This window comes from Pseudomonas sp. 58(2021), assembly GCF_017491585.1.
In the GTDB taxonomy this organism is placed as follows: domain Bacteria; phylum Pseudomonadota; class Gammaproteobacteria; order Pseudomonadales; family Pseudomonadaceae; genus Aquipseudomonas; species Aquipseudomonas fluorescens_BT.
In genome coordinates, this window is the sequence record NZ_JAFGYZ010000007.1 from 174637 (window position 1) to 196743 (window position 22107).

At 58.5% G+C, this 22107-nt stretch carries 20 protein-coding genes; all 20 read left to right on the forward strand.

Annotated features, from left to right (window positions below; translation table 11 throughout):
• A complete protein-coding gene (locus tag J5M72_RS10395) occupies positions 1–1521 on the forward strand; it encodes a sigma 54-interacting transcriptional regulator (protein ID WP_207865407.1) in 1521 nt (506 codons plus the stop codon).
• Positions 1522–1614: 93 nt separating this feature from the next.
• Positions 1615–1755, forward strand: coding sequence for a type VI secretion protein (locus J5M72_RS10400; protein ID WP_207865408.1), 141 nt, complete (start codon positions 1615–1617; stop codon positions 1753–1755).
• A gap of 18 nt (positions 1756–1773) precedes the next feature.
• Entirely contained in the window at positions 1774–2967 is a 1194-nt protein-coding gene (gene tagH, locus J5M72_RS10405) for a type VI secretion system-associated FHA domain protein TagH (protein ID WP_169432486.1), read from the forward strand.
• 5 nt (positions 2968–2972) lie between these two features.
• Positions 2973–3473 (forward strand): type VI secretion system lipoprotein TssJ, encoded by a 501-nt coding sequence (tssJ, locus tag J5M72_RS10410; protein WP_169432485.1) that lies wholly within the window; start codon positions 2973–2975, stop codon positions 3471–3473.
• Positions 3474–3475: 2 nt separating this feature from the next.
• The gene (gene tssK, locus J5M72_RS10415; protein WP_085731357.1) at positions 3476–4807 is read left to right on the forward strand and encodes a type VI secretion system baseplate subunit TssK; all 1332 of its coding nucleotides are present in this window, start codon (positions 3476–3478) and stop codon (positions 4805–4807) included.
• A gap of 5 nt (positions 4808–4812) precedes the next feature.
• A complete protein-coding gene (gene icmH, locus J5M72_RS10420) occupies positions 4813–5688 on the forward strand; it encodes a type IVB secretion system protein IcmH/DotU (protein WP_011336585.1) in 876 nt (291 codons plus the stop codon).
• Positions 5689–5701: 13 nt separating this feature from the next.
• Complete coding sequence (tssM, locus tag J5M72_RS10425; protein WP_207865409.1) at positions 5702–9241, forward strand: type VI secretion system membrane subunit TssM; 3540 nt, start codon at positions 5702–5704, stop codon at positions 9239–9241.
• Entirely contained in the window at positions 9241–9969 is a 729-nt protein-coding gene (locus J5M72_RS10430; RefSeq protein ID WP_039765158.1) for a PP2C family serine/threonine-protein phosphatase, read from the forward strand. Before tssM ends, J5M72_RS10430 begins: the two co-directional genes overlap by 1 nt.
• A complete protein-coding gene (locus J5M72_RS10435; protein ID WP_207865410.1) occupies positions 9966–10967 on the forward strand; it encodes a serine/threonine-protein kinase in 1002 nt (333 codons plus the stop codon). Before J5M72_RS10430 ends, J5M72_RS10435 begins: the two co-directional genes overlap by 4 nt.
• Positions 10968–10995: 28 nt before the next feature.
• Positions 10996–13050: a type VI secretion system tip protein VgrG gene (locus J5M72_RS10440; protein ID WP_207865411.1), complete on the forward strand. Its 2055-nt coding sequence runs from the start codon at positions 10996–10998 to the stop codon at positions 13048–13050.
• Positions 13051–13101: 51 nt separating this feature from the next.
• Complete coding sequence (locus J5M72_RS10445; RefSeq protein WP_207865412.1) at positions 13102–15894, forward strand: hypothetical protein; 2793 nt, start codon at positions 13102–13104, stop codon at positions 15892–15894.
• Positions 15894–16826, forward strand: a complete 933-nt coding sequence (locus tag J5M72_RS10450; protein WP_207865413.1) for a tetratricopeptide repeat protein — start codon at positions 15894–15896, stop codon at positions 16824–16826. The genes J5M72_RS10445 and J5M72_RS10450 overlap by 1 nt, the downstream gene beginning before the upstream one ends.
• Before the next feature lie 199 nt (positions 16827–17025).
• The gene (locus J5M72_RS10455) at positions 17026–17430 is read left to right on the forward strand and encodes a hypothetical protein (protein WP_207865414.1); all 405 of its coding nucleotides are present in this window, start codon (positions 17026–17028) and stop codon (positions 17428–17430) included.
• Between the two features lie 175 nt (positions 17431–17605).
• Entirely contained in the window at positions 17606–18004 is a 399-nt protein-coding gene (locus J5M72_RS10460) for a hypothetical protein (protein WP_207865415.1), read from the forward strand.
• A gap of 27 nt (positions 18005–18031) precedes the next feature.
• Positions 18032–18463, forward strand: a complete 432-nt coding sequence (locus J5M72_RS10465; protein WP_243433269.1) for a hypothetical protein — start codon at positions 18032–18034, stop codon at positions 18461–18463.
• A gap of 9 nt (positions 18464–18472) precedes the next feature.
• The gene (locus J5M72_RS10470) at positions 18473–18934 is read left to right on the forward strand and encodes a hypothetical protein (RefSeq protein ID WP_169432476.1); all 462 of its coding nucleotides are present in this window, start codon (positions 18473–18475) and stop codon (positions 18932–18934) included.
• Positions 18935–18988: 54 nt separating this feature from the next.
• Positions 18989–19477 carry a hypothetical protein gene (locus tag J5M72_RS10475; RefSeq protein WP_207865416.1) on the forward strand — a complete coding sequence of 163 codons (489 nt, stop codon included), beginning with the start codon at positions 18989–18991 and terminating at the stop codon, positions 19475–19477.
• Entirely contained in the window at positions 19477–20004 is a 528-nt protein-coding gene (locus J5M72_RS10480) for a hypothetical protein (protein ID WP_169432474.1), read from the forward strand. Before J5M72_RS10475 ends, J5M72_RS10480 begins: the two co-directional genes overlap by 1 nt.
• Before the next feature lie 26 nt (positions 20005–20030).
• Entirely contained in the window at positions 20031–20606 is a 576-nt protein-coding gene (locus tag J5M72_RS10485; protein WP_169432473.1) for a hypothetical protein, read from the forward strand.
• Between the two features lie 99 nt (positions 20607–20705).
• On the forward strand, positions 20706–22100 hold the full coding sequence (locus tag J5M72_RS10490) for a TIGR01777 family oxidoreductase (protein ID WP_207865417.1): 1395 nt from the start codon (positions 20706–20708) through the stop codon (positions 22098–22100).
• The last annotated feature ends 7 nt before the right edge of the window (positions 22101–22107 follow it).

The following is a 22107-nucleotide window of genomic DNA, read 5'->3' on the forward strand; positions in this document are numbered from 1 at the left end:
ATGTTCACTCAAGTGCCGCAGCCACTGCTCTATGCCGAAGCCTTGCTGGCGCAGTTCGCCAGTCTGTCGCGGGCGGCGGACGGTGCTGCGCTGCTGGGTGACTTCGTGCGCGGCGTGGCCGGGTTGAGCGGTTGCGAATTGGCGCAGCTGTATCTGCTCGATGCCACCCACACGTGCCTGGGAATGAACGCCGAGTGCCTCGACGGCTTGTTGCAGCCGCGTGGAGCGGCGAGCCTGCCGGCGGACTACAACGGCGAGCAGTTGCTGCAATTTGCCCTGTGCCAGAACCGCGTGGTGAGCTTCGACGACTTGGGCGGCAGCCTGCAAGAAACCAGTTTTCTGCCGGCGTCGTCCACGCCGTGGCAGTCGCTGTTGTGCGTGCCGCTGGTCAATCCGCAGAAGGCTGTCGAGGGGTTGTTGCTGTGCGCCAGCCGTCGTCACATCAACCTGCAAGGGTTTGCCGATTCTCTCGGTCAGCTCGGCTCGTTCGTGCTCGGACAGTTGCACTTGCTGCAACGTCTGCGCCAGCCGGTGGATGCGGCCGCGCCGGTCGTGCGCAGTCTGCCGAGTGCAAGCGGCTACGGCCTGATCGGCAAGAGCGCGGCCATGCGCCAGACCTACTCGTTGATCAGCAAAGTCCTGCACAGCCCGTACACCGTGCTGTTGCGTGGCGAGACCGGCACCGGCAAGGAAGTGGTCGCGCGGGCGATCCACGATTGTGGGCCCCGCCGGTCCCAGGCGTTCATCGTGCAGAACTGCGCGGCGTTCCCGGAGAACCTGCTGGAAAGTGAGCTGTTCGGCTACCGCAAAGGCGCGTTCACCGGTGCCGACCGTGACCGCGCCGGGCTGTTCGACGCGGCCAACGGCGGCACGCTGTTGCTCGACGAAATCGGCGACATGCCGCTGTCGCTGCAAGCCAAGTTGCTGCGCGTGTTGCAGGAAGGCGAGATCCGTCCGCTGGGTTCCAACGACACCCACAAGATCGACGTGCGCATCATCGCCGCGACGCACCGCGATCTGTCGGTGCTGGTCAGCGAAGGCAAATTCCGCGAGGACCTGTACTACCGCCTCGCGCAATTTCCGATCGAATTGCCAGCCCTGCGCCAGCGCGAAGGCGACATCCTCGACCTGGCCAAACACTTCGCCGACAAGGCCTGCACCTTCCTGCAACGCGATCCGGTGCGCTGGTCGGACGCGGCGCTGGAACACCTGTCCGGTTACACCTTCCCCGGCAACGTGCGTGAACTCAAAGGCCTGGTCGAGCGGGCGGTGCTGTTGTGCGAAGGCGGCGAGTTGCTGGCCGAGCATTTCTCACTTCGCCTGGAACCGATGCCGGAAGACAACTGCGGCCTCAATTTGCGCGAACGACTGGAGCAGGTCGAACGCCATCTACTGCTCGATTGCCTGCGCAAGAACGATGGCAACCAGACGCTCGCCGCCCGGGAACTGGGCCTGCCGCGCCGCACGCTGCTGTACCGGCTCGGTCGCTTGAACATCAATCTGGGTGATTTCGATGGGTAGGCGAAAGTCCGTCGGATTCACCTCGTCCGCTTATATCAGCGCCGCCCGAAAGGGTCGGCGCTTTGTGCTTTGTCTACACCTGGAGACCCTCTGATGTCTGTTCGTCACTGGCACACTGTCCTGCTGACCCTCGTCGTTCTATGCGGCCTCGGCGGCTGCAGCGGCAATTACAAATTCAACGATAACGATTACCGCCCATTGGGTGATCCGCAGGCGGCCAATCGCGGCAAGTGACCGCAAGGAGCATCAAACATGGAATTGGTTTTCGAAATGCTGAACACCAAGCAGTTCGTGCCCACCGAGCTGTGCCAGCGGACCTTCAAACAGGCCGGTGGCGTGATCGGGCGGGGTGAGGACTGCGACTGGATCATCCCTGACCGCAAGCGTCACTTGTCCAATCACCACGCGATCGTCAGCTATCGCGAGGGCACGTTTTTCCTGACCGACACCAGCAGCAACGGTGTTCAGGACGGCGACAGCGGCGCGCGCCTGCACAAGGGCGAGCCGGTGCGCATCGAGCACGGCAGCACCTACGTGCTGGGCGACTTCGAGATTCGCGCACGACTGGTGCGCGACCCGGCGACGTTCGACGGTGAAGTCGGCCTGCCACGCGCCGCCGGCAGCATCATTCCGGACGATGCGTTCCTCGATCTCGATCCGCTGAAGTCGCTGGAGCAGCAAGAGCGCGTGTACTCGGAATTCGAGGAAATGCTCGCACCGGTGACCGACCCTGAAGACTCCCGTCAGCGCGCCGACTATGCGCGCATCGACATGGAAAGCCTGATGGTGCCGGAGCTGATCGTCGAGCCCAAACCTGAGCCTGCGCCTGCACCGAAAGCCGTCGAGCGTCAGAGCGAAACGTTCTGGGACAAATTCGGCGCAGCCCTCGGCGTGGACGTGAAGCACCTCGGCCACGACGAACGTGAAGCCCTCGCGCTGAATGCGGCACGTCTGCTGCGCCAGAGCATCGGTGGTCTGCAACAGAGCCTGCGCACCCGCTCGGAGCTGAAGAACGAGCTGCGTCTGGCCCAGACTACCGTGCAAGGCACCAACAAGAACCCGCTGAAATTTGCCGTCGATCCGAGCGAAGCGCTGGACATCCTGTTGCAGCCGCACAAGCCGGGACACTTGCCGGCCGAGCAGGCGATCTCCCGTGCGTTCCGCGACTTGCAGGCGCATCAGGTGGCGCTGTTGACCGCCAGCCGCGCGGCGGTGCGCGGCACCCTGGAGCACTTCTCGCCGGAACAGCTGACCCTGCGATTCGAGCGCGACAACAAGCCACTGCTCGCCACCTCCGGCGGGCGCTGGAGAGCGTTCAACCGTTACCACCAGGCGTTGCGTCAGGACGATGACTGGAGCGAGCGCCTGCTGGCCCGCGACTTCGCCCAGGCCTACGAAGAACAGATCCGCCTGATTTCCACCCTCCACACCGACCACCAAGGATGATGCGCATGTCTCGCCGCTCGACCGCTTTTTTCAAGACGCTGACGGCGCTCACCGTACTGGTGCTGCTCGCCGGTTGTTCGTCGATGTCGCCGTATTCGAAAGTGACCAAGGTCAACCTGAAGATCACCGGCAGCGATCAGTTGAACCCGGACCTCAACGGGCGTCCGTCGCCGATCGTGGTGCGCCTGTTTGAACTCAAGCACCCGGTGACCTTCGAGAACGCCGATTTCTTCAGTCTGTACGAACGCGCCAAGGAATCCCTCAACCCGGATCTGGTGGCCAGCGAAGAACTCGAACTGCGCCCGGGTGAAACCGTGGAAATGAAGCTCAGCGTGGAGGAGGGCAGCCGTTACGTCGGCATCCTCGCCGCGTACCGCGACCTGCCGGAAACCAAATGGCGCTACACATTCCAGGTCACGCCGCTTGAGGTCACCGAAGCCGATCTGACCCTCGATCGGACCGGCATCCGCAACACCCACGAAGCGCTCGCCAAGGCAGATGACTGATCATGAATACCCATAAAGTCATCTGGCAGGAAGGCATGCTGCTGCGTCCGCAGCACTTCCAGCACAACGACCGCTACTACGATCACCAGATGAAGACCCGTACCCAGTTGCTGGGCGGCTACACCTGGGGTTTCCTGAACCTTCAGATCGACTTGCAGTTCCTCAACATGGGCAAGCTGGTGATCAGTGAAGCCTCGGGGATCCTGCCGGACGGCAGCCTGTTCGAACTCGGTGGCAACACCGAACCGCTGGCGCTGGACGTGCCGCCGAACACCGGCAACATGCCGATCTATCTGGCGCTGCCACTGGTTACCGGTAACCACATCGAGGCCCGTCGCCCGGAGCAGTCGGACGTTCTTGCGCGTTACACCGCGTATGACGCCGAAGTCGCCGACTCCAACGCGGGAGACGATTCCGCCAGTCAGGTCAGTTGCGGTCGTCCGGACTTCAAGCTGTTGCTCGGCGAGCAGCAGAGCGACCAGGCCTACGTGAAGCTGAAGATCTGCGACGTGCTCGACACCACGCCCGACGGCGTGATCAGCCTCGACCCGGATTTCGTGCCGACCTACATTCAGGCCCACGCGTCCAGCTATCTGCTGTCGTGCCTGAAGGAAGTGATCAGCATGCTCGGTCACCGGGGCGACACCATTGCCGAGCGGATTCGTTCGAACGGCAAGGTCGGCGGCGCGGAGATCGGCGACTTCATGATGCTGCAACTGATCAACCGCACCGAACTGCTGCTGCGCCACTACCTGGGCCTGGAGCAGGTTCACCCGGAAGAGTTGTACCGCACGCTGCTGACCATGCTTGGCGATCTGGCGACCTTCTCCAGCGACAGCAAACGCCCGCGCCTGGACAGCCGTTACTCCCACGCCGACCAGGGCGCGAGCTTCCGCAAACTGATGGAGTCGATCCGTCAGGTGCTGTCGATGGTGCTGGAACAGCACGCCATCGAGCTGATCCTGCAAGCGCGTCAGTACGGGATCATCGTGTCGCCGCTGCACGACCACAAACTGCTGGGCTCGGCGTCGTTCGTGCTGGCAGCCAGTGCCAACTGCGACTCCGAAGAACTGCGCAATCGCTTGCCTGCGCACCTCAAGGTCGGCCCGGTGGAGCGTATCCGCCAACTGGTCAACCTGCACCTGCCGGGGATCAAGGTCAAACCGTTGCCGGTGGCCCCGCGGCAGATCGCGTTCCACTCCAACAAAACCTATTTCATCCTCGAACTCAGTTCCGAAGACCTGGCACAACTCGAGCGCTCCGGCGGCTTCGCGTTCCACGTGTCCGGCGAATTCGCCGAGCTTGAACTGAAATTCTGGGCCATCAGGAACTGACCGACATGATCAAGGACATGGAACACAACCAGGACGACAAAACCGTCCTGCTCGACCGTCAGGGCCATGGCCCGGCGGCGAGTCCGCTGACCGACTTCGCCGCGCCGCCGCGCTTCGAACAACTGGAAGAACGGATGATCTACGCCGCGCGCCTGCGCCCGGCGGAAGCCTTCAACATCAGCCTCAATTCGCTGGTGGCGGCCTCGTCCGAACTGCTGTCGGAAGTGGTGCGCCTCAAGCACAGCGAAACCCGCGAAGACCTCTACGCGCTCAACGAGCGCCTGACCGCCGGGCTCAAGCTGTTTGAAGTGCGCGCCCTGCACAACGGCGCCGAAAGCAGCCAGGTGATGGCCGCCCGATACGTGCTCTGCACCGTGGTCGACGAAGCTGTCGTGACCACGCCGTGGGGCAACGAGAGCGAGTGGTCGCAAATGAGCCTGCTCAGCAGCTTCCACAACGAAACCTTCGGTGGCGAGAAGTTCTTCCAGCTGCTCGATCGGCTGTCGAAAAACCCGGTCAAGCACCTGCCGATGCTGGAGCTGATGTACCTGTGCCTGTCCCTCGGTTTCGAGGGCAAGTACCGCGTGCAGGCGCGCGGCATGCTGGAGCTCGAAGGCATCCGCGACGCCCTGTACCGGCAGATCCGTCAGTTGCGCGGCGACGTGCCGCGTGAATTGTCGCCGCAGTGGGAAGGCCTCAACGATCAGCGCCGCAACCTGGTGCGCATCGTGCCGGCGTGGATGGTGGTGCTGTTCACCTTCGTCTGCCTGGTGATGATGTATTCGGGCTTCGCCTGGGTCTTGGGCGAGCAGCGCGACACCGTTCTGCAACCTTATCAGCCGCTTGATCCGGCCGCGGCCCAGCCGCAGTCGCAGCCGTAAACAGGGACGTGTGATGAAAAAGTTTTTCAAGAAAGTCGGCGCCTTCCTGCGCCAGACCTGGGTCTGGACCCTGCTGCTGGTGCTGTTCGTGGCGCTGCTGGTGTGGTTCGTCGGCCCGTTGTTGGCGGTAGATGACTACAAGTTCTGGGAGAGCGCGACGTCGCGTCTGCTGACCATCAGCGTGCTGTTCCTGATCTGGGGCCTGACCATGGTCTTCGTCAGCTGGCGCGCCGGTATCCGCAAGAAAGCCGTCGAAGAAACCGAAGACGGGCAGGACCGTATCCGCCGCGAAGAGTTGATCGACGAAGAGCAGAAAGAGCTGAAGGAGCGTTTCAAGGACGCCCTGAAAACCCTCAAGACGTCGAGCCTGTATCGCGGCCGCAGCGAGCGCTGGCGCAATGACTTGCCGTGGTACTTGCTGATCGGCCCGCAGGCCAGCGGCAAGACCAGCCTGCTGGACTTCTCCGGGCTGGAATTTCCGATCAACAAGATCGACCGCAAGCTGACCCGTGATACCCACGGCACCCGCCACTGCGACTGGTACTTCGCCGACCACGGTGTGCTGATCGACACCGCCGGCCGCTACCTGACCCAGCCGGATGCGGAAGTCGACGGCAGCGCCTGGACCACCTTGCTGGAGCTGCTGCGCAAGCGTCGTCGTGGTCGTCCGTTGAACGGTGTGCTGGTGACCATTCCGGTGGAAACCCTGACCAGCGGCAGCGAACAGGACATCGAAACCCTGGCCCGCCAGGTGCGTGCGCGTCTGCAAGACGTCTATCAGAAGCTGCACGTCGATGTGCCGGTGTATCTGGTGCTGAGCAAGGCTGACAAGCTGCTGGGCTTCGACGAGTTCTTCGACCAACTGACCCGCGAAGAAAGCGATCAGGTGCTGGGCACCAGTTTCCGCAAGGATCAGGTCGGCACCGACGTGGCGGTGCTGCGCAACGAGTTCGAAGAGCTGCTGCGTCGCCTCAACAGCCAGGTGATCATGCGCATGCACTCCGAGCGCGATACCCAGCGCCGGGGCCGCATCCTCGACTTCCCGCACCAGATGGGCCAGATCGGCGAGCGTCTGTGCCTGCTCGTCGACATGGCGTTCACCGGCAACCGCTACCAGCGTGCGACGCAGCTGCGTGGTTTCTACCTGACCAGCGCACCGCACCTGACCCACGAAATGGATTCGACCACCGCCGGCATCGGCGCGAGTCTGGGCATGAGCGCCGGCGTGTTGCCGACGCTGCGCAGCGGTCGTTCGCGTTTCATCCACCACTTGCTCAGCCGGGTGATTTTCCCCGAGGCCGATCTGGCCGGTCTGGACAAGCGCGAGCGCAGCCGCATCCACTGGGGCCAGCGTGCGCTGTACGTCGGCGCACTGGGCGCGCTGGTCCTGTTCGGCATGCTCTGGGCCGGTGGTTTTTCGGCCAACTACGAGCGTCTGGAAGACCTGCGCAACCTGGCGCAGAACTGGACCCAGCAACGCACGGCACTGTCGCCGCGCGATGACGCCATGGGCGCACTGAAAACCCTCGACTCCAGCTACGCCGCCACCCAGGTGTTCCCGAACAAGAGCGACGTGTCTTACCACGAGCGTGTCGGTCTGTATCAAGGCCAGGACGTCAGTCCGGTGGTCAAGGAAGCCTACGAACGCGAGCTTGAAAAGCAACTGCTGCCGCGTGTCGCAACGATGCTCGAAGGCCAGATCCGCGCCAACATGAAGGACCGCGAAAAGCTGATCAACAGCCTGCGCGCGTACCTGATGTTGAACATGAAGGATCGTCGCGACGCGGCATGGCTCAAGGACTGGATCGCGGCTGACTGGTCGCAGCGCTACACCGGCAACACCGCGGTGCAGAACGGTCTGAACGCGCACCTTGAGCGTCTGCTCAAGCAGCCGTTCATCTACCCGCTCAACGAGCAACTGGTGACTCAGGCGCGTCAGGTCCTGCGTAGCGAATCTTTGGCCGCCGTGGTTTATCGCATGCTCCGCGAGCAGGCGCGCAACCTGCCGGACTACCGCTTCAGCCAGCACCTCGGCCCGCAGGGCTCGCTGTTCATCGGCACCGAATACGTCATCCCGGGCTTCTACACCCAGACCGGCTATCAGCAGTATTTCTCGGTACAAGGCGCGTCGCTGGTGACCGACATCCTGCGTGACAACTGGGTGCTGGGCGAAGGCGCCGGCATCAGCGACATGGACTTGCGTCGCCTGATGGTCGAGCTGGAGCAACTGTACTTCCGTGACTACGCCAACTACTGGAGCGAGGCCGTTGGCCAGGTGGCGCTGCCGCCGATCAGCGATGCCGGTGAAGGCGCCGAACAACTGGCGGGCCTGACCTCGGCCAACTCGCCGGTGCTGGCACTGCTGACCGAAGTTCGCGAGAACACCCGCTTCCAGGCAGCCCCTGAGCCGGTGGACGAAGCCGGTGACGCCGCCGATGCGCTGGCGGGGCAGAAGGGCAAACTGGGCAAGGTCGGCAAACTGGCCTCCGCTGTCGCGGACAAGGCTTCGGCCATGAACGTGGCGAAAAACCTGCCGGACACCGCCAAGAAGGCTCTGCAACGTCGCTTCGAGCCGCTGCACAAGCTGCTCGACGACAACAACGGCCCGGCCGCTGACCTGACCCCGGCATTCACCGCACTCAACGACCTGCAACTGCAACTGGCGGGCCTCGCCCGTTCCAGTACGCCGGAGCAAGCCGCGTTCGAACTGGCCAAGACCCGCATGAGCGGTCAGCGTGATGCGCTGACCAACCTGCGCAATGCGTCCGGTCGTCTGCCGCGTCCGCTGAGCGTGTGGTTCAACGTGCTGGCCGAAGACTCGTGGCGCCTGGTGCTCAACGATGCCTATCAATACCTGAACGGCCGTTATCAGAGCGAGCTGTACAGCGTGTATGGCAAGACCATCAGCCAGCGTTACCCGTTCAGCGCATCGAGCACCAGCGATGTGGCGATCAGCGATTTCCGCGAGTTCTTCCGGGCTCAAGGCACCATCGACCGCTTCTTCGACAGCTACATGCGTCCGTTCGTCAGCGGTGATCCGGGCAACTACCGGATGCGCAGCATCGACGGTCGCAGCCTGCCGGTGTCCAAGGTGTTCCTCGACCAGATGGCGGCGGCCCTGAACATCCGTCAGAGCTTCTTCTCGATCAACCCGGCCGAGCCGACCGTGCAGTTCAAGCTGGAGCCGTACACCCTCGATCCGGCGGTCAGCCGTTCCGAGTTCAAGTTCGGCGACAAGACCATGGAATACCGCCACGGTCCGATCCTGCCCATGAGCTTCAAGTGGCCGACCGATGCTGAAGACGGTCGCACCAGCCTGGTCATGGACAAGATGGCCGGACGCCCGATCGGCATCGAGAAGAACTCCGGCCCGTGGTCGCTGTTCCGTCTGTTCGACCTGATGCAGACCGAGTACCTGACCGGTCGCGACGTGCTGGTGCTGAAGGCCGACGTAGGTGGCCTGCGCGCCAACTACCTGCTGACCAGCCAGCGCACGCCGAATCCGTTCGACATGGGCGTGCTGCGCACCTTCCGTATGCCGGTGCAGCTCTGATGCTGGTGGCCAGTCCCTGGCGCAGCGCGGCGCGAACCGATCCGGGCAAGGTGCGGTCGCGCAACGAAGATGCCTTCCTCGACACCCCGCAGCATGGGCTGTGGGTGGTCGCGGACGGCATGGGCGGTCATCAGGGTGGCGACATCGCCAGCCAGTTGATCGTCGCCAGCCTGGCTGAACTGCCGCAGCACGAAGACTTCGACGAACGCCTCAAAGCCATCCGCCAGTGCCTGCACTGGCTGAACCGGCGCCTGGGGCAGGAGTTGACCGTCACCGCCGGGCGCCACGACAGCATCATGGGCAGCACCGTCGTGGCGCTGCTGGTGGAAGGCAATCGTGCGGCCTGCATCTGGGCCGGCGACAGCCGTTGCTACATGTGGCGCGGACAGCGGTTGTATCAGCTGTCGAAGGACCATTCGCTGCAACAACAACTGATCGACGAGCAACAGATGAGCGTCGAACAGGCAGCGGCGCACCCGGCGGCCCAGGCGTTGACCCGGGCGGTCGGCGCGGCGGAACAACTGACCCTCGATGTGCTGGAACTCGAGGTCTATCCGGGCGATGTATTCCTGCTGTGCAGCGATGGTTTGTATCAAGGCCTGAGCAGCGATGCCCTCGGCAACGCCCTCAGCCTGGCGGCGCCACACGTGGCGCTGGAACGTCTGTTCGACGGCGCCCTGCGGGGTGCCGCTCGCGACAACCTGACGGCCGTGGTGATCCGCCAATGACTGAAATCGAATCCTCAGTCGACGACTTGCTGATGAGCGAAGAGCAGGCCAACAACCTGACTTACTTCGCCTTCGCCAGCGAAAACAAGGCAGAGCCTTTGCTGGCGCCAACCAAGGCCAGCATCGGCGCACTGCCGGACGTACTCGCCGGCCGCTATCACCTCGAGCGCCTGCTCGGGGCCGGCGGCATGGGTGCGGTTTACCGGGCCCGGGATCTGCTGCACGAACAGTTCGGCGATCCCGATCCCTACATTGCGCTGAAAATCCTCAGCGAAGAATTTGCCGAGTCGCCGGACGCCAGTGCCTTGCTCTACAGCGAGTTCGCCTTGACCCGACGCCTGCGCCACGACAACGTGCTGCGACCGCACACGTTCGAAGTGGACACCGATTGCCAGCGGGCCTTCATCACCATGGAACTCATGCGTGGCCTGACCCTGGACAAACTGCTCTGCGAGCGGCCACTGGGCCTGCCGTGGAAAGAACTGCGCGACATCGCGCTGCCGCTGCTCGACGCGCTGGCCTACGCCCACCGTCGCGGCGTGCTGCACGGTGACATGAAACCGAGCAACGTCATGCTCTGCGAAGACGGCGTGCGCCTGTTTGACTTCGGTCTAGGACAAGCCGAGGAGGGCATCCTGCCCGGCCTGCCGCACTTGAGTCGCGAGCGTTTCAACGCCTGGACCCCGGGCTACGCCGCCCCCGAACTGCTCGAGGGCCAACCGCTGTCGGCCAGCGCGGACGTGTACGGCGTGGCCTGCGTGATCTATGAACTGGCGGGCGGCAAACCCCCGTTCCGCCGCTTGCCGTCGACCCAGGCCCGTGACGAACACCTGGAGCGCGAGCTGCAAGCACCGTCGAATCTACCGAAACACTGCTGGCCCGCGCTGCGTACCGCGCTGGCCTTTGACCCGGCAGAGCGCAACATCACTGCCGACCAATTGCGTGACGCCTTGGGCGCCACTTCGTCCTGGCTGCAGCGTTTGCGACTGCGGGCGTAACGGATGACATTCGAACAGGGAGCACTTTATGTTCAACCCAGCTAACGAAACGCACTTCAGCCTCACCGTTGAAGACTACGTAGGCGACCTGCAAGTGCTGTCGTTCACCGGCACCGAAGGCATCAGCCAGCCATTCCGTTTCGACCTGGAACTGGTCAGCGAAAACCCCGATCTGGACCTGGAAAAACTCCTGCACAAACAGGCGTTCCTCGCCCTCGATCCGCAAGGCTCGGGCATCCACGGCCAGATCTACCGCGTCGCCCAGGGCGATGCCGGCAAGCGCCTGACCCGCTACAAGGTTTCGCTGGTGCCGCAGCTGCAATACCTGCATCACCGCACCAACCAGCGCATCTACCAACAGATGTCGGCGCCGAAAATCATCGCGCTGATCCTCGACGAGCACGGCATCAAGGGCAACGCCTACAGCTTTCAGCTGAGCCAGCCGTGCCCGGATCGCGACTACTGCGTGCAGTACGACGAAACCGACCTGCATTTCATCCAGCGTCTGTGCGAAGAGGAGGGGATTCACTACCACTTCCAGCACAGCAAGAAAGGCCACCTGCTGGTGTTCGGCGATGACCAGACCGTGTTCCCGAACCTCGGCCAACCGACCGCGTATGTGCAGGGTAGCGGCATGGTCGCCGAAGAACCGGTGATCAAAGGTTTCAAGCTGCGCCTGGAAACCCGCACCAGCCGCACCACGCGCCGCGACTACGACTTCGAAAAACCGCGCCTGCAAATGGAAGCCGCCTACAAACCGGACGGCGCTCTTGATAGCAAAGACGCTGAACCGGATCTGGAAGACTACGACTACCCCGGCCGCTTCATCGACCGCGCGCGCGGCAAGTTCCTCAGCCAGCGCGCCCTCGAACGCCACCGCGCCGACTACCGCCAGGCCGAAGGTCGTGGCGATCAGACCAAACTGGTCAGCGGCCACTTCATGGAAATGTCCGACCACCCGCGCAGCGAGTGGAACGACCTTTGGCTGCTCACCGAAATCTTCCACGAAGGCAAACAACCGCAAGTCCTCGAAGAGTCGGTCACCAGCGACACCACCGACAACAAGGATGACTTCCACCAGGGCTACCGCAACACCTTCCTCGCCACCCCGTGGGACGTGTTCTACCGCCCGGCCCTCGAACACCCGAAACCCCGCGTGCTCGGCAGCCAGACCGCCATGGTCACCGGCCCCAAAGGCGAAGAAATCCACTGCGACCAATACGGCCGCATCAAGGTGCAATTCCACTGGGACCGCGAAGGCCTGGCCGACGACAAGACCAGTTGCTGGCTACGCGTCTCCAGCTCCTGGGCCGGCGACCGCTACGGCGCCATCTCCATCCCGCGCATCGGCATGGAAGTCCTCGTCACCTTCCTCGAAGGCGACCCCGACCAGCCACTGGTCACCGGCTGCCTGTACCACAAGGAAAACCCGGTGCCCTACGCCCTCCCGGCGAACAAAACCCGCAGCGTCTTCAAAACCCTCAGCTCCCCGGGCGGCGGTGGCTACAACGAACTGCGCATCGAAGACAAAAAAGGCGCCGAACAAATCTTCATCCACGCCCAGCGCGATTGGGATGAAAACGTCGAGCACGACCAGAAGATTCGGGTCGGGAATGAACGTCACGACACTGTGGTGAAGAACAGCTACACCGAGCTGAAGGCTGAAGAGCATCGCACCACCATCTCCGACCGCAAGATCGAAGCGAAAGCTGACGATCACCTGACGGTAGGAGAGAGCCAGCACGTCAAACTTGGTACCGCCCAGTTGACCAGTGTGGGGAAAGAGATCCACCTGAAGTCTGGCGACAAGATGGTGATTGAGGCCGGCACCGAACTGACGATTCTGGGCGGTGGGAGCTTTATCAAGCTCGATGGCGGTGGTGTGACGGTGGTTGGGCCGGTGGTGAAGATTAATGCTGGCGGGTCGGCGGGGAGTGGCACCGGGATCGGGATCAAACCGCCGGTGCTCCCGGGGGCGGCGGATAAGGATAAGGCGGGGAGTTTGATGGATCAGGCGTTGTTGAATGCGCCTGAAGAACAGGTCAAACGCAAGCCAAAACGCATGCTCAATTTTTCTGGGTAATACATCGACGGCAATCCAAGCCACCAGGGATCAGAATTCAGGTAATTGGTAATGACAGAGACAACGAACAAAATTCAAAAATGGTCGTATCCCCTGAAGGTAGGGACAGCCGAAGCGACCGATCCACAGCAGTTCTACAAAGCGTTAGCTAAAGCAAAGGACGGTTACTACCCATTGGGGGCCAATGGTCTTTGGCATGGTGGCGTTCATTTCGATGAAGCTTCAGGGTTGGTGAAGGATCTGACGGAGGTCAGGTGCATCGCTGATGGAGAAGTCGTCGCCTACCGTATTGACGAGAAGTATCCGACTTCGGATTTTGGCTCGACGCACTCGGTTTATTCGACGGGGTTTGTGCTGGTTAAGCATCGACTTGAGTTACCGGCACCTCCGGCGCCTGTAGCCGGGGCGGCTCCCGCAAGCTCGCCGGTGGCAGGGCCAAGCCTGACGTTTTTCAGCCTCTATATGCACTTGCTGGATTGGGAGGGTTACAAAGCGAACCCTACGCTTAAAGACCGGCCGGGTTTTTGGGGAAAGGGGCTTTATGAAGTTAAGGCCAATGCTCCAGACAAGCCTTTGGGCATCCGGATGCGAAGTGGTAACGCCGGGCACTTTCCCGTCTTGGCAGTTTTGCCCCGGGGGACGACCGTGGTTACACAACCTGCCCCAGCGAATCAAATGTGGGTTGCGGTTATCAGCGTTAGTCCTGAAATCGCAGGCTTGCCTGCGGGCGGATGGGTATATAAGGGTCAATTGAAAGACTTGGGGGGTGGCAAGTATTTCGTGGGTAACGAAGCTCAAGATCCTATCCCTGGAGGCGCTCAGCACGGAGCGAATATCAGGGGCGCCCATACCAGCGGCCTCCCGCTTAGCCACTTACCAGCAGGCGCACAAGTACGGCTTGGTGACGAAGCGACACCTAACAACTTTCGTAAGCTCGCCGAAATCGTCAGTGGCCAGGCGACTCCAGCCCTAGCCGCCGGCGCGGATGGCAAGTTTCCTGGGTTTATTTGGCTGCAGTCACTTACGCCGAAGAGTGAGCCGCATAGCCCGATGGGAGATGTTGTTGTCCTCTCTCCGACATACAAGATCAAAGCTGGTGAAGTTCTCGGGCATGTTGGCAAGTATCAAAACCATTCAGATGCAGCTCCGAAGAACCTCCTGCACCTAGAGGTTTTCAGCTGTGAGGATGTGAAGGCGTTCACTGAGCAGAGTAAAGCTAAAGCCGCAGGGGCACCCGTCGCTGAGAAATCAATAGTCAAAATACCTGTAGGCACCAAGCTTATTACGCACGTGCAAGGTATGAACGCTACAAATCCTCCTAAGGCATCAGACGCTGGGAATGATGTGGGGTACGATTTTTATGTCCCTGTAGGATTGCTGGAGACGCTACCTGCGGACAAAAAAATAAAACAAACAGTCACAATGGGGCAGTCAACGACAACCACGTATTGGTGGCGTCTAGATGGTCTTTTGGGGGACAAGGACGGTAACGGGATTGATGGGTGGTTTGCGGAGCAAGACATAGTTATTTCGCGACATTCACCATTTGAGTGGAATGGCTTCGATTTTATCGAAGAGACCACCAGCAACGCCGATCACTTTGCAGCGTTTTTACATGCCCAAGAGAATCTCAGTGAGCAGGAGCGTGAGGGCTATTTGCCAAACGTGGAGGCGGCTATTGCGGGTTCCGTTAACGAGAAGCTGTATAAAATACTTGATAGGGACGGGGATAAAAAAATCGCCCCGACTGAGATTGCAGAAGCATTGAACAAGCCTTGGTTCTCTCAACCAATATCGCAAATGGTCACCCGTTATGAAAATGAGTGGGACTTTAAAAAAGATAAGTGGGATGCCCTAGACGAAATAATTGGGCATAGCGATTCTGAACCTCATAAAGAATGGGTAGAAGAAAAGGCGCGAATTGAGAAGCTCAGTTGGTGGAGCAAGCTGTTGGGGCAGCACGGAATCTCCAATGATGCGAGAGTGCAACATATTCATCCTGTCGGACTAATTTCTTCGTTTGCACATAGCGGTGGCTGTAGTTGTTCGGATGTTATTACTAAAGAGCAAATTAAATTAATTGCCCCAGCGGCTACGCAGGCTAATATTGACAAGTACACAGATCTGCTAACTGAAATGTACGCTACGGCTGGAATTGTTACCTGTATAAGTAAGGCGCATGTTTTGGCGCAGATGTTACATGAGAGTGGCAGTCTTGGAGTTACGATTGAGGGTTATAATAGTCTTCCTTCGTATGCGCCATATATTGGTCGGGGCTTGATCCAAATTACTTACGAAGAAAACTATAAGGCTTATGGTATTTTTATAGGCGAAAATTTCTTGGGCGCGCCCGACTATAATAAAATGGCACAGCTGCCTCATAGTGTGGTTTCCGTGGGGTGGTTCTGGGCGAATTTTAAAAAGTTAACTGCGAGTTCGGATTTGGATGATTTTATCTATTGTACTGCCGTGGTGAATGGTGGCTTCAATGGTTACGATGATAGATTGCAGTTTTTGAATCGAGCAATTGAAGCGCTTGATATAAAAGGGTGCGCCAAGCTGAATAAATTGGGCGTCTATGAGTTGGCTGACAGTAAAGCATATAAGAATGCCAAGTTTTCGTTTGCTTGGGGGCTATGGAGTGATCCGGCGGGAGGAACTAGCGGGAAGGCCGCAGACCGAAATCAAGCGATTATAGGGTATAAGCGTTTTATTGAGCTATATAACTCGGACTCGTCCGTAAGTGGCAATGCTACCCGCAAATACTACGCATCTTCCCGCACCGCGTCTGTCGCGAAACAGTATGCTGAAGCTCGAATAGTTGCTCTTGGAGGAACTCTATGATGAAGTTTTTATTTGGTTTCATGCTTTTTTCCGTGTTCGGCGTTGTGCAGGCAGCTACTCAATGTCAGATCGATCTGAATTCTGATGGAGTATGTGATCATTATGCTGTGTCCTCTTCTGCGGAAGATGAGACTTTTTCAAATATAACCATCGATATTGGTGGTAGTGATAAAAAAATAACAGGTGGTTTTGAGCTCGGTAGCGGCGGGCTTTCAGAGGGATATATACCAGGTGATTTTTCACTTCTGATTGACTACTACCCGCATAACACACTGATAACGAAGTATGACTTCAGATGGGATCGAAGTCTTAACGATTTCTTGCTATACAAAATGTCCGGCTGGGAGGAGCCTGATCGTGATGAAAAATATTCTATTGGCGACGAGAACGTGCCAGGCGAGGATAGAATTCCTCGTGGATTTGATGTGCGGCGCATTGAGTGTTGCGTAAAATTTTCCCAATTTTCTGGTAATGGTCCTGCTGTCAAGAACATGAGTGAAAGTGCAAAGGTTGCTGAAATTAATAAAGACTTTAAGTATGTATTGAAGAAGCTTCCTGAAGGTGAAAAAGGGGGGCTTTTTCTTCAGCCCGGCACAAGTGGGGAACGAATTAGCATTCCAAAAGATTTGGTATATGAAATATCATTGATTGTTGGGGATAATAATGTTGGAGCGATCAATGATTATGCTTATTATTTATACCGTAATAAAGAGAGTGCTTTAGCAGTATTGCTTCTGAAGAAAATTCACCAAAAGTATCCTGAAAGGTTAGTTGCCATACTGAATTTGGCAGATGCTTATTGGGATCTGGGTATGAAAGAAGATGCTTGCCCTCTTTATGCGAGTTATATCGATAAGATGAATGTGCTTGGCAAGTCTTCACGTATACCTGCATCCGTTAAAGATAAGGATTTTTGTATAAAGAGGGGCTGATATATTTGTCATGATAATAAAAAAAGGTGACAGATTTATTTGTGGAGCCAAAATCGTCTAAATCGGTTTTCGGGGAGTGGTCGAATGCCTGCTTGATCCGCGCGACGATAGAGCGAGCCCGTCAATTGGCTATGGCTCCGGGCAAGAGCAAACAGTGAACTAAAGCATTTGATCAGCAGGTTTATGGAGTGGGTGAGTCTTGAAAGGATTGTCGCTGTTTTCAGTTTTGTGTTTTTCATGTTGTGCATTTGCAGGCAATGCACGAGGGCCGGTCGTCGATATATATAAAGCCGATGTTGCTCAAGTTTCCGGAAAACTGGTCCGTTATTACCAAACGTTCGATAGCCCCTGCGTCAATATTCAGATTCTCAAGCCTGGGGGACAAGGAGCAGCGAGCGACTCGATGGAGTTCTGCGACATTGAAGGGAAGAACTTTAACAACGGCTTCACCGATGTTTCATTGGATAGGGCCACGTTTTCCGACACCGAATTGCAGTTGACCTTCAAGCTGATGTCGTTGGTCGGAGTGAATGAAACTACCGAATTATGCAAATTCCGAGTTGATGGTGAACATCTCGCAGAACCTGAATGTACGGCGCAGTAAGGGTCGTGCATTGCATATCGGTCAGCCATGCCATCGGAGATTCAGAGTGAAAGTCGCTCCCCTGTTGTTCCTGGCGTTGACGTGGGCGTTGTCCGCAAGCGCAGCGCCAACCGGTGTCAGTACAAGCCATACAATGCCCACCGCGATGGTCGCTGCACTCACGAAGGAAAACCAAATGCCTGCCGATAGTTTTCGCGCCATTGCAGATGGCGTGGTGAACTGGAGCGGTGGAACGATGGCTGCCGTGGTGATTGAAGATCCGAATGGCATTTGCGCGATTTACAGGTATCAAGACGGCCGGTTGGATCTGCCTTTTGACGGCGTGCCCTGTAAGTTTCTGGGGCCACCCACGCTGATGTCGGATAGAAAAACTGCTTTGCCCGATGTCGTGTTCGCCGTCGAGTTGTTTGTCCCCAACCGGGGTGGGATGGCCAAGCACAAGGTCGCGTTTTATTACGATGCCGAGAAGAACGCTTATTGCGAGAGTCAGTCGCTTGCGAGTTGGTATCTGTCGGGAAATCGGGCGCTAGCTCCTGATCTTCAGGATGGGCAGTGTGTAGCGGGATCGGAATAGGCAGTGCCCCCGATCTCTCATAAGGAAATGAACGTGAAAAAAGCCCTTCTTCTGCTGGTCAGCCTCTTCCCCCTGATGGCTTATGCGGAGGTCACCACCGAATCACTTTGCTTCGAACTTTCACAGGACAGCCCGGTGAAGTTCGAACTGCGTACCTACTACGACTCATCCAGCAAGTGGTCAGGTGGATTCGTCAAGTACGCCAAGTCCAGCGAGCCCATCTCCATTGTGTTGACGGATTCCGAGGAGGAGATGCTCGGTCCCGACGCCCCTTGGCAGAGAGCCACAACGTGGTCTGAAGTCGTCAATGGCAAAGTTGCGGGAACCTACGATTTCGTGACTCAAGGGGCGCAGATCGTCTCGATGAAGTACACGAAAAAGTCCAACGGAAAGGTTTACCACTTCTTGAATAACCCCAACATCGACTCCTCCCTAGAGTCCGGATGCGAGTGGGAGTAGAACGAGTAAATGCAATTCAAAACTCTAGTGGTTTCATTGCTTGCCCTGCTGTGGACGATCTCGGTGTGGGCCGAACCAACCACGTTCAGTCCAGCCAAAGGCGTCGAAGCGACATTGATACTCGAAGGTTCCACTCTGAATGTCGCTCTTAAAAACGCAGCGCACAGCGAGTCGCAGACAATCAATTTTCAAGCGGAAAAACCGCTGCATATGCAGATCGGTGATTTCAATTTCGACGGTATGAAGGACTTTTCTGTCTGGCAGATTGATGACGGTATGGGTACTTACTCCTACTTCAGAGTGTTCATCTACCAACCTGAGACAAACCGCTTCGAAGAGGCTAAGCCCGATTGCGGCGATGGCTTCGTCAACCTGCGCGTAGACAAAAAGCGTAAGGCGTTGCTCAGCACTTATTGGGGCATGAACGGGCCAGAGCAATGCATTACCCGATTCACCAAACGCAAGACCTGAATGGCTCAAGGAAGAACACTGTTGAAACATTTTTTTGCGGTACCGAGTTGCGGTATGACAACACGCAGGCTGAACCACTGGCTTTCCATCGCATTGTTGAGCACCGTCCTGTGCACAAGCGCCTTCGCCTCTTCTGAACAGCAATGCCCGGCTAACAACTTCGCTGACTTCGTCAAAATCTTTTCATCGGACTCGGCGGTACAGAAAGCGTTTACCGCGTTGCTGATTCAGGCAACTCATGTCGTGGCTGAAGGCAACATACCCAAGGTTGTCGTGCGCAGCGTCAAGCATTTGCCCGCCGATGAATTGAGCGTGCTGGGTACGGAAAATGCTGCCGCGTTGAGCCTGTCTACCGAGATCGCGTTTCCGAACAAGGTGGTCGTGCGTGATCAGCAGGGTACCTTCTTGAAGATTTTCGTCTTCAAACACAGCGACTGCTGGGTGCTGAACAGTGTTGAAGACTGGACGCTCGAAGCGGTGATGGATGACGTGGCTCGAACAGATCGCCCTTCACCCGGTGAGCGCGAGATGAAAAAAGCGTGATGTTCGATCGGCTGGTCAACAAGGCATCTGGCGAATCCGGTGTCTCTTTGTACGCAGCAGCGCTGGACAGCTATGTGGACGGTGCCCGCAAAGGTTCGGCCCAGGCGGCAGTGGCGGCCGCGGGAATCAGTCTTTCCGGGCAGGCACCGCGATTGCCGAATGAACAGATTCTGGCGCTCATGAATCAGGCATTTCAGAGTAATCCCGACGATGGCGTGTTCCTCTCCTTGTTTTACTGCGATGAGGGTGAGTACGACGATCACAAGGCCTGCATTGATCCGCAAAAATCGATGGCCACATTGGAAAGCGCCGCGCTACGAGGCTCTAGCCACGCACTCCTGCGATTGGGTGACGTCTACGAAACCGGCACTGTCGTCGCTGCTGATCTGCCCCGTGCAATGGCCTGTTATCGCGAGGCCAGCAAGACCGAGCTTAAGTCGGGCCCTGCTGCGGTCGAGCGTTTGTTGGCCCGAGGCGTCATCGCGGACAGCTCCATTCAATGCATTGGTGCGGGTCATACACAGTGAATGGAAATGTGTACAAGGACATTCAATTGAGCGTGCCCCAATCTTGTTTCACCTGGGTGTTCGCGTTCTGCACGGCACTTCTATCACCGACAGTGTTTGCTCAAGAATCCACCTGCGAGTTTCATGACGTCCAATCAACCCTTGAGGTGGTCAGTTGCCTCAACGAGGGCGCCGTGGAAGTCTTGAAGCTGTCGCCGCGCAATCATCCAGCTTATGAAAGTGATATAGACCGCCTCTCTACGTTTATCGTGCGGGGTAATGACCTCAACGAGGTCAAGAAGATGGTGGGGGTGAGTGCTTTGTCGTCGCCTTACAACTTGCTCGTCAAGTTGCCGAATGCTGAGGGAATCATGCATTTCGATCAGTTGCCCGAATCAGCCACTAAAAAACTGGCGATGCCAGGCTGGGTACTGATGGATGCGCGGGATGTCGTGTACGAACGACAGGGTGGCGGGGAAGGTTTTGGACTTGTATGCAGTACCCATGAAAAAGCGACCGGCTCTGAATATGTAGTCGTCACCCAATGTAATGGTTTTTACGAAGAGGATATTGCCAGGTTGAAGGATTTACTCGGCGTGATCGACGCTCACTCCGCGCAATAGCGATCACTGAACGGGACCAAACGTTTTGTCTTCGCGCGACTGACAACCCCCATTTTCCTTTAAACTCCCCGCCCTCAAGGAACACGCTCAGGACACGGAATGCCAGCCCCCTCTTTCTCTCTTCGCCCCGCGATGGTGCTTTGGCTGTATGCCGCGGCGATCGTGCATGTGCTCGCCGGTCTCACGCTGACCTGGGCCGGTCATTCCGGATTACTCGACGGCTATTTGCACACCCTCGAACTCGCATTCTGGGGCGCCGATGCGGTCCCCGCCGCCGGTCACGAGCTGCAGGTCTGGTGGCTCGCGTTGTTCGGCGCGACGCTGCAAAGCTATTCGCTGTACATGCTCGCGTTGGTGCACCTCGGCAACCGTCTTAAAGCTCCCGCAATTTGGGGCTGGTTGATGGCGGGCGTGCTGTTATGGGCGCCGCAGGACATGTGGCTTTCAGCGCAAAAACAGGTCTGGTCGCATCTGTGGCTCGACGGTTTCGCGCTGCTGGTGCTGTTGCCGCCGCTGATCTGGTTGTTGCGTCATGATCGTCGGTCATCCCCGCCAGAAAGGACCGTAAGCAAGTCCAACCCCTTTGTCGGCGGCGCCTACAAGCGTGTGCTGATCACCGGGGGTACCGGGTTTATCGGTGAAGCCGTGGTCAATCAGTTACTCGACGCCGGCCACACGGTCAGTGTGTTGGCGCGGGATCCGTTGAAAGCGGCGAACCTGTTCGACGGTCGCGTTCGCTGTGTGCGGTCGCTGAGCGAACTCGGCTGCGACGAACCCTTCGATGTGGTGATCAACCTCGCCGGCGCACCGGTCGCCGGTCCACGCTGGAGCCCCAAACGGCAGGCGCAACTACTCGCCAGTCGGGTCGATACCACCGAAGCCTTGATGTCCTGGCTGAAGCACACAAGCCATAAACCCGCGCTGTGGATTCAAGCCTCGGCCATCGGTTTCTACGGCGTGCGCGATGCCAGCGAAAACCTCGATGAGCAGGCCAGCAAGGGCGACGGTTTCATGGCCGAGCTCTGCGCGCGCTGGGAGGCTTCGGCGCAACCCGCCACGCAGTTTGGCGTGCGTCAGGTTCTGCTGCGCCTCGGCGTGGTGTTCGGGCCGGGCGGTGCGTTGTTGCCATTGCTGATCCCGTTCCGTCTGGGTTTCGGCGGGCGCATGGGCGACGGTCAGCAGATCATGAGCTGGGTGCATCGCGACGATGTGATTCAGGTGATCGCTCGATCTTTCCACGATGAAAATTTGCGCGGCACCTACAACATGGTCGCGCCGGAAACGGTCAGTCAGGCAGCCTTCGCCGAGAACGTCGGAAAGGTCCTCAAGCGCCCGATATGGTTCCACATTCCAGCCGCACCAGTGCGTGCGTTGGCCGGGGAAATGGCTCAGCTGTTCTTCGACGGTCAGCGTGTGGTGCCGCAGCGTTTGAGCGAGGCGGGCTACACGTTCCGCTATCCGACCCTCGACGCCGCGCTGCGCGATCTGGCCTGAGGATCGC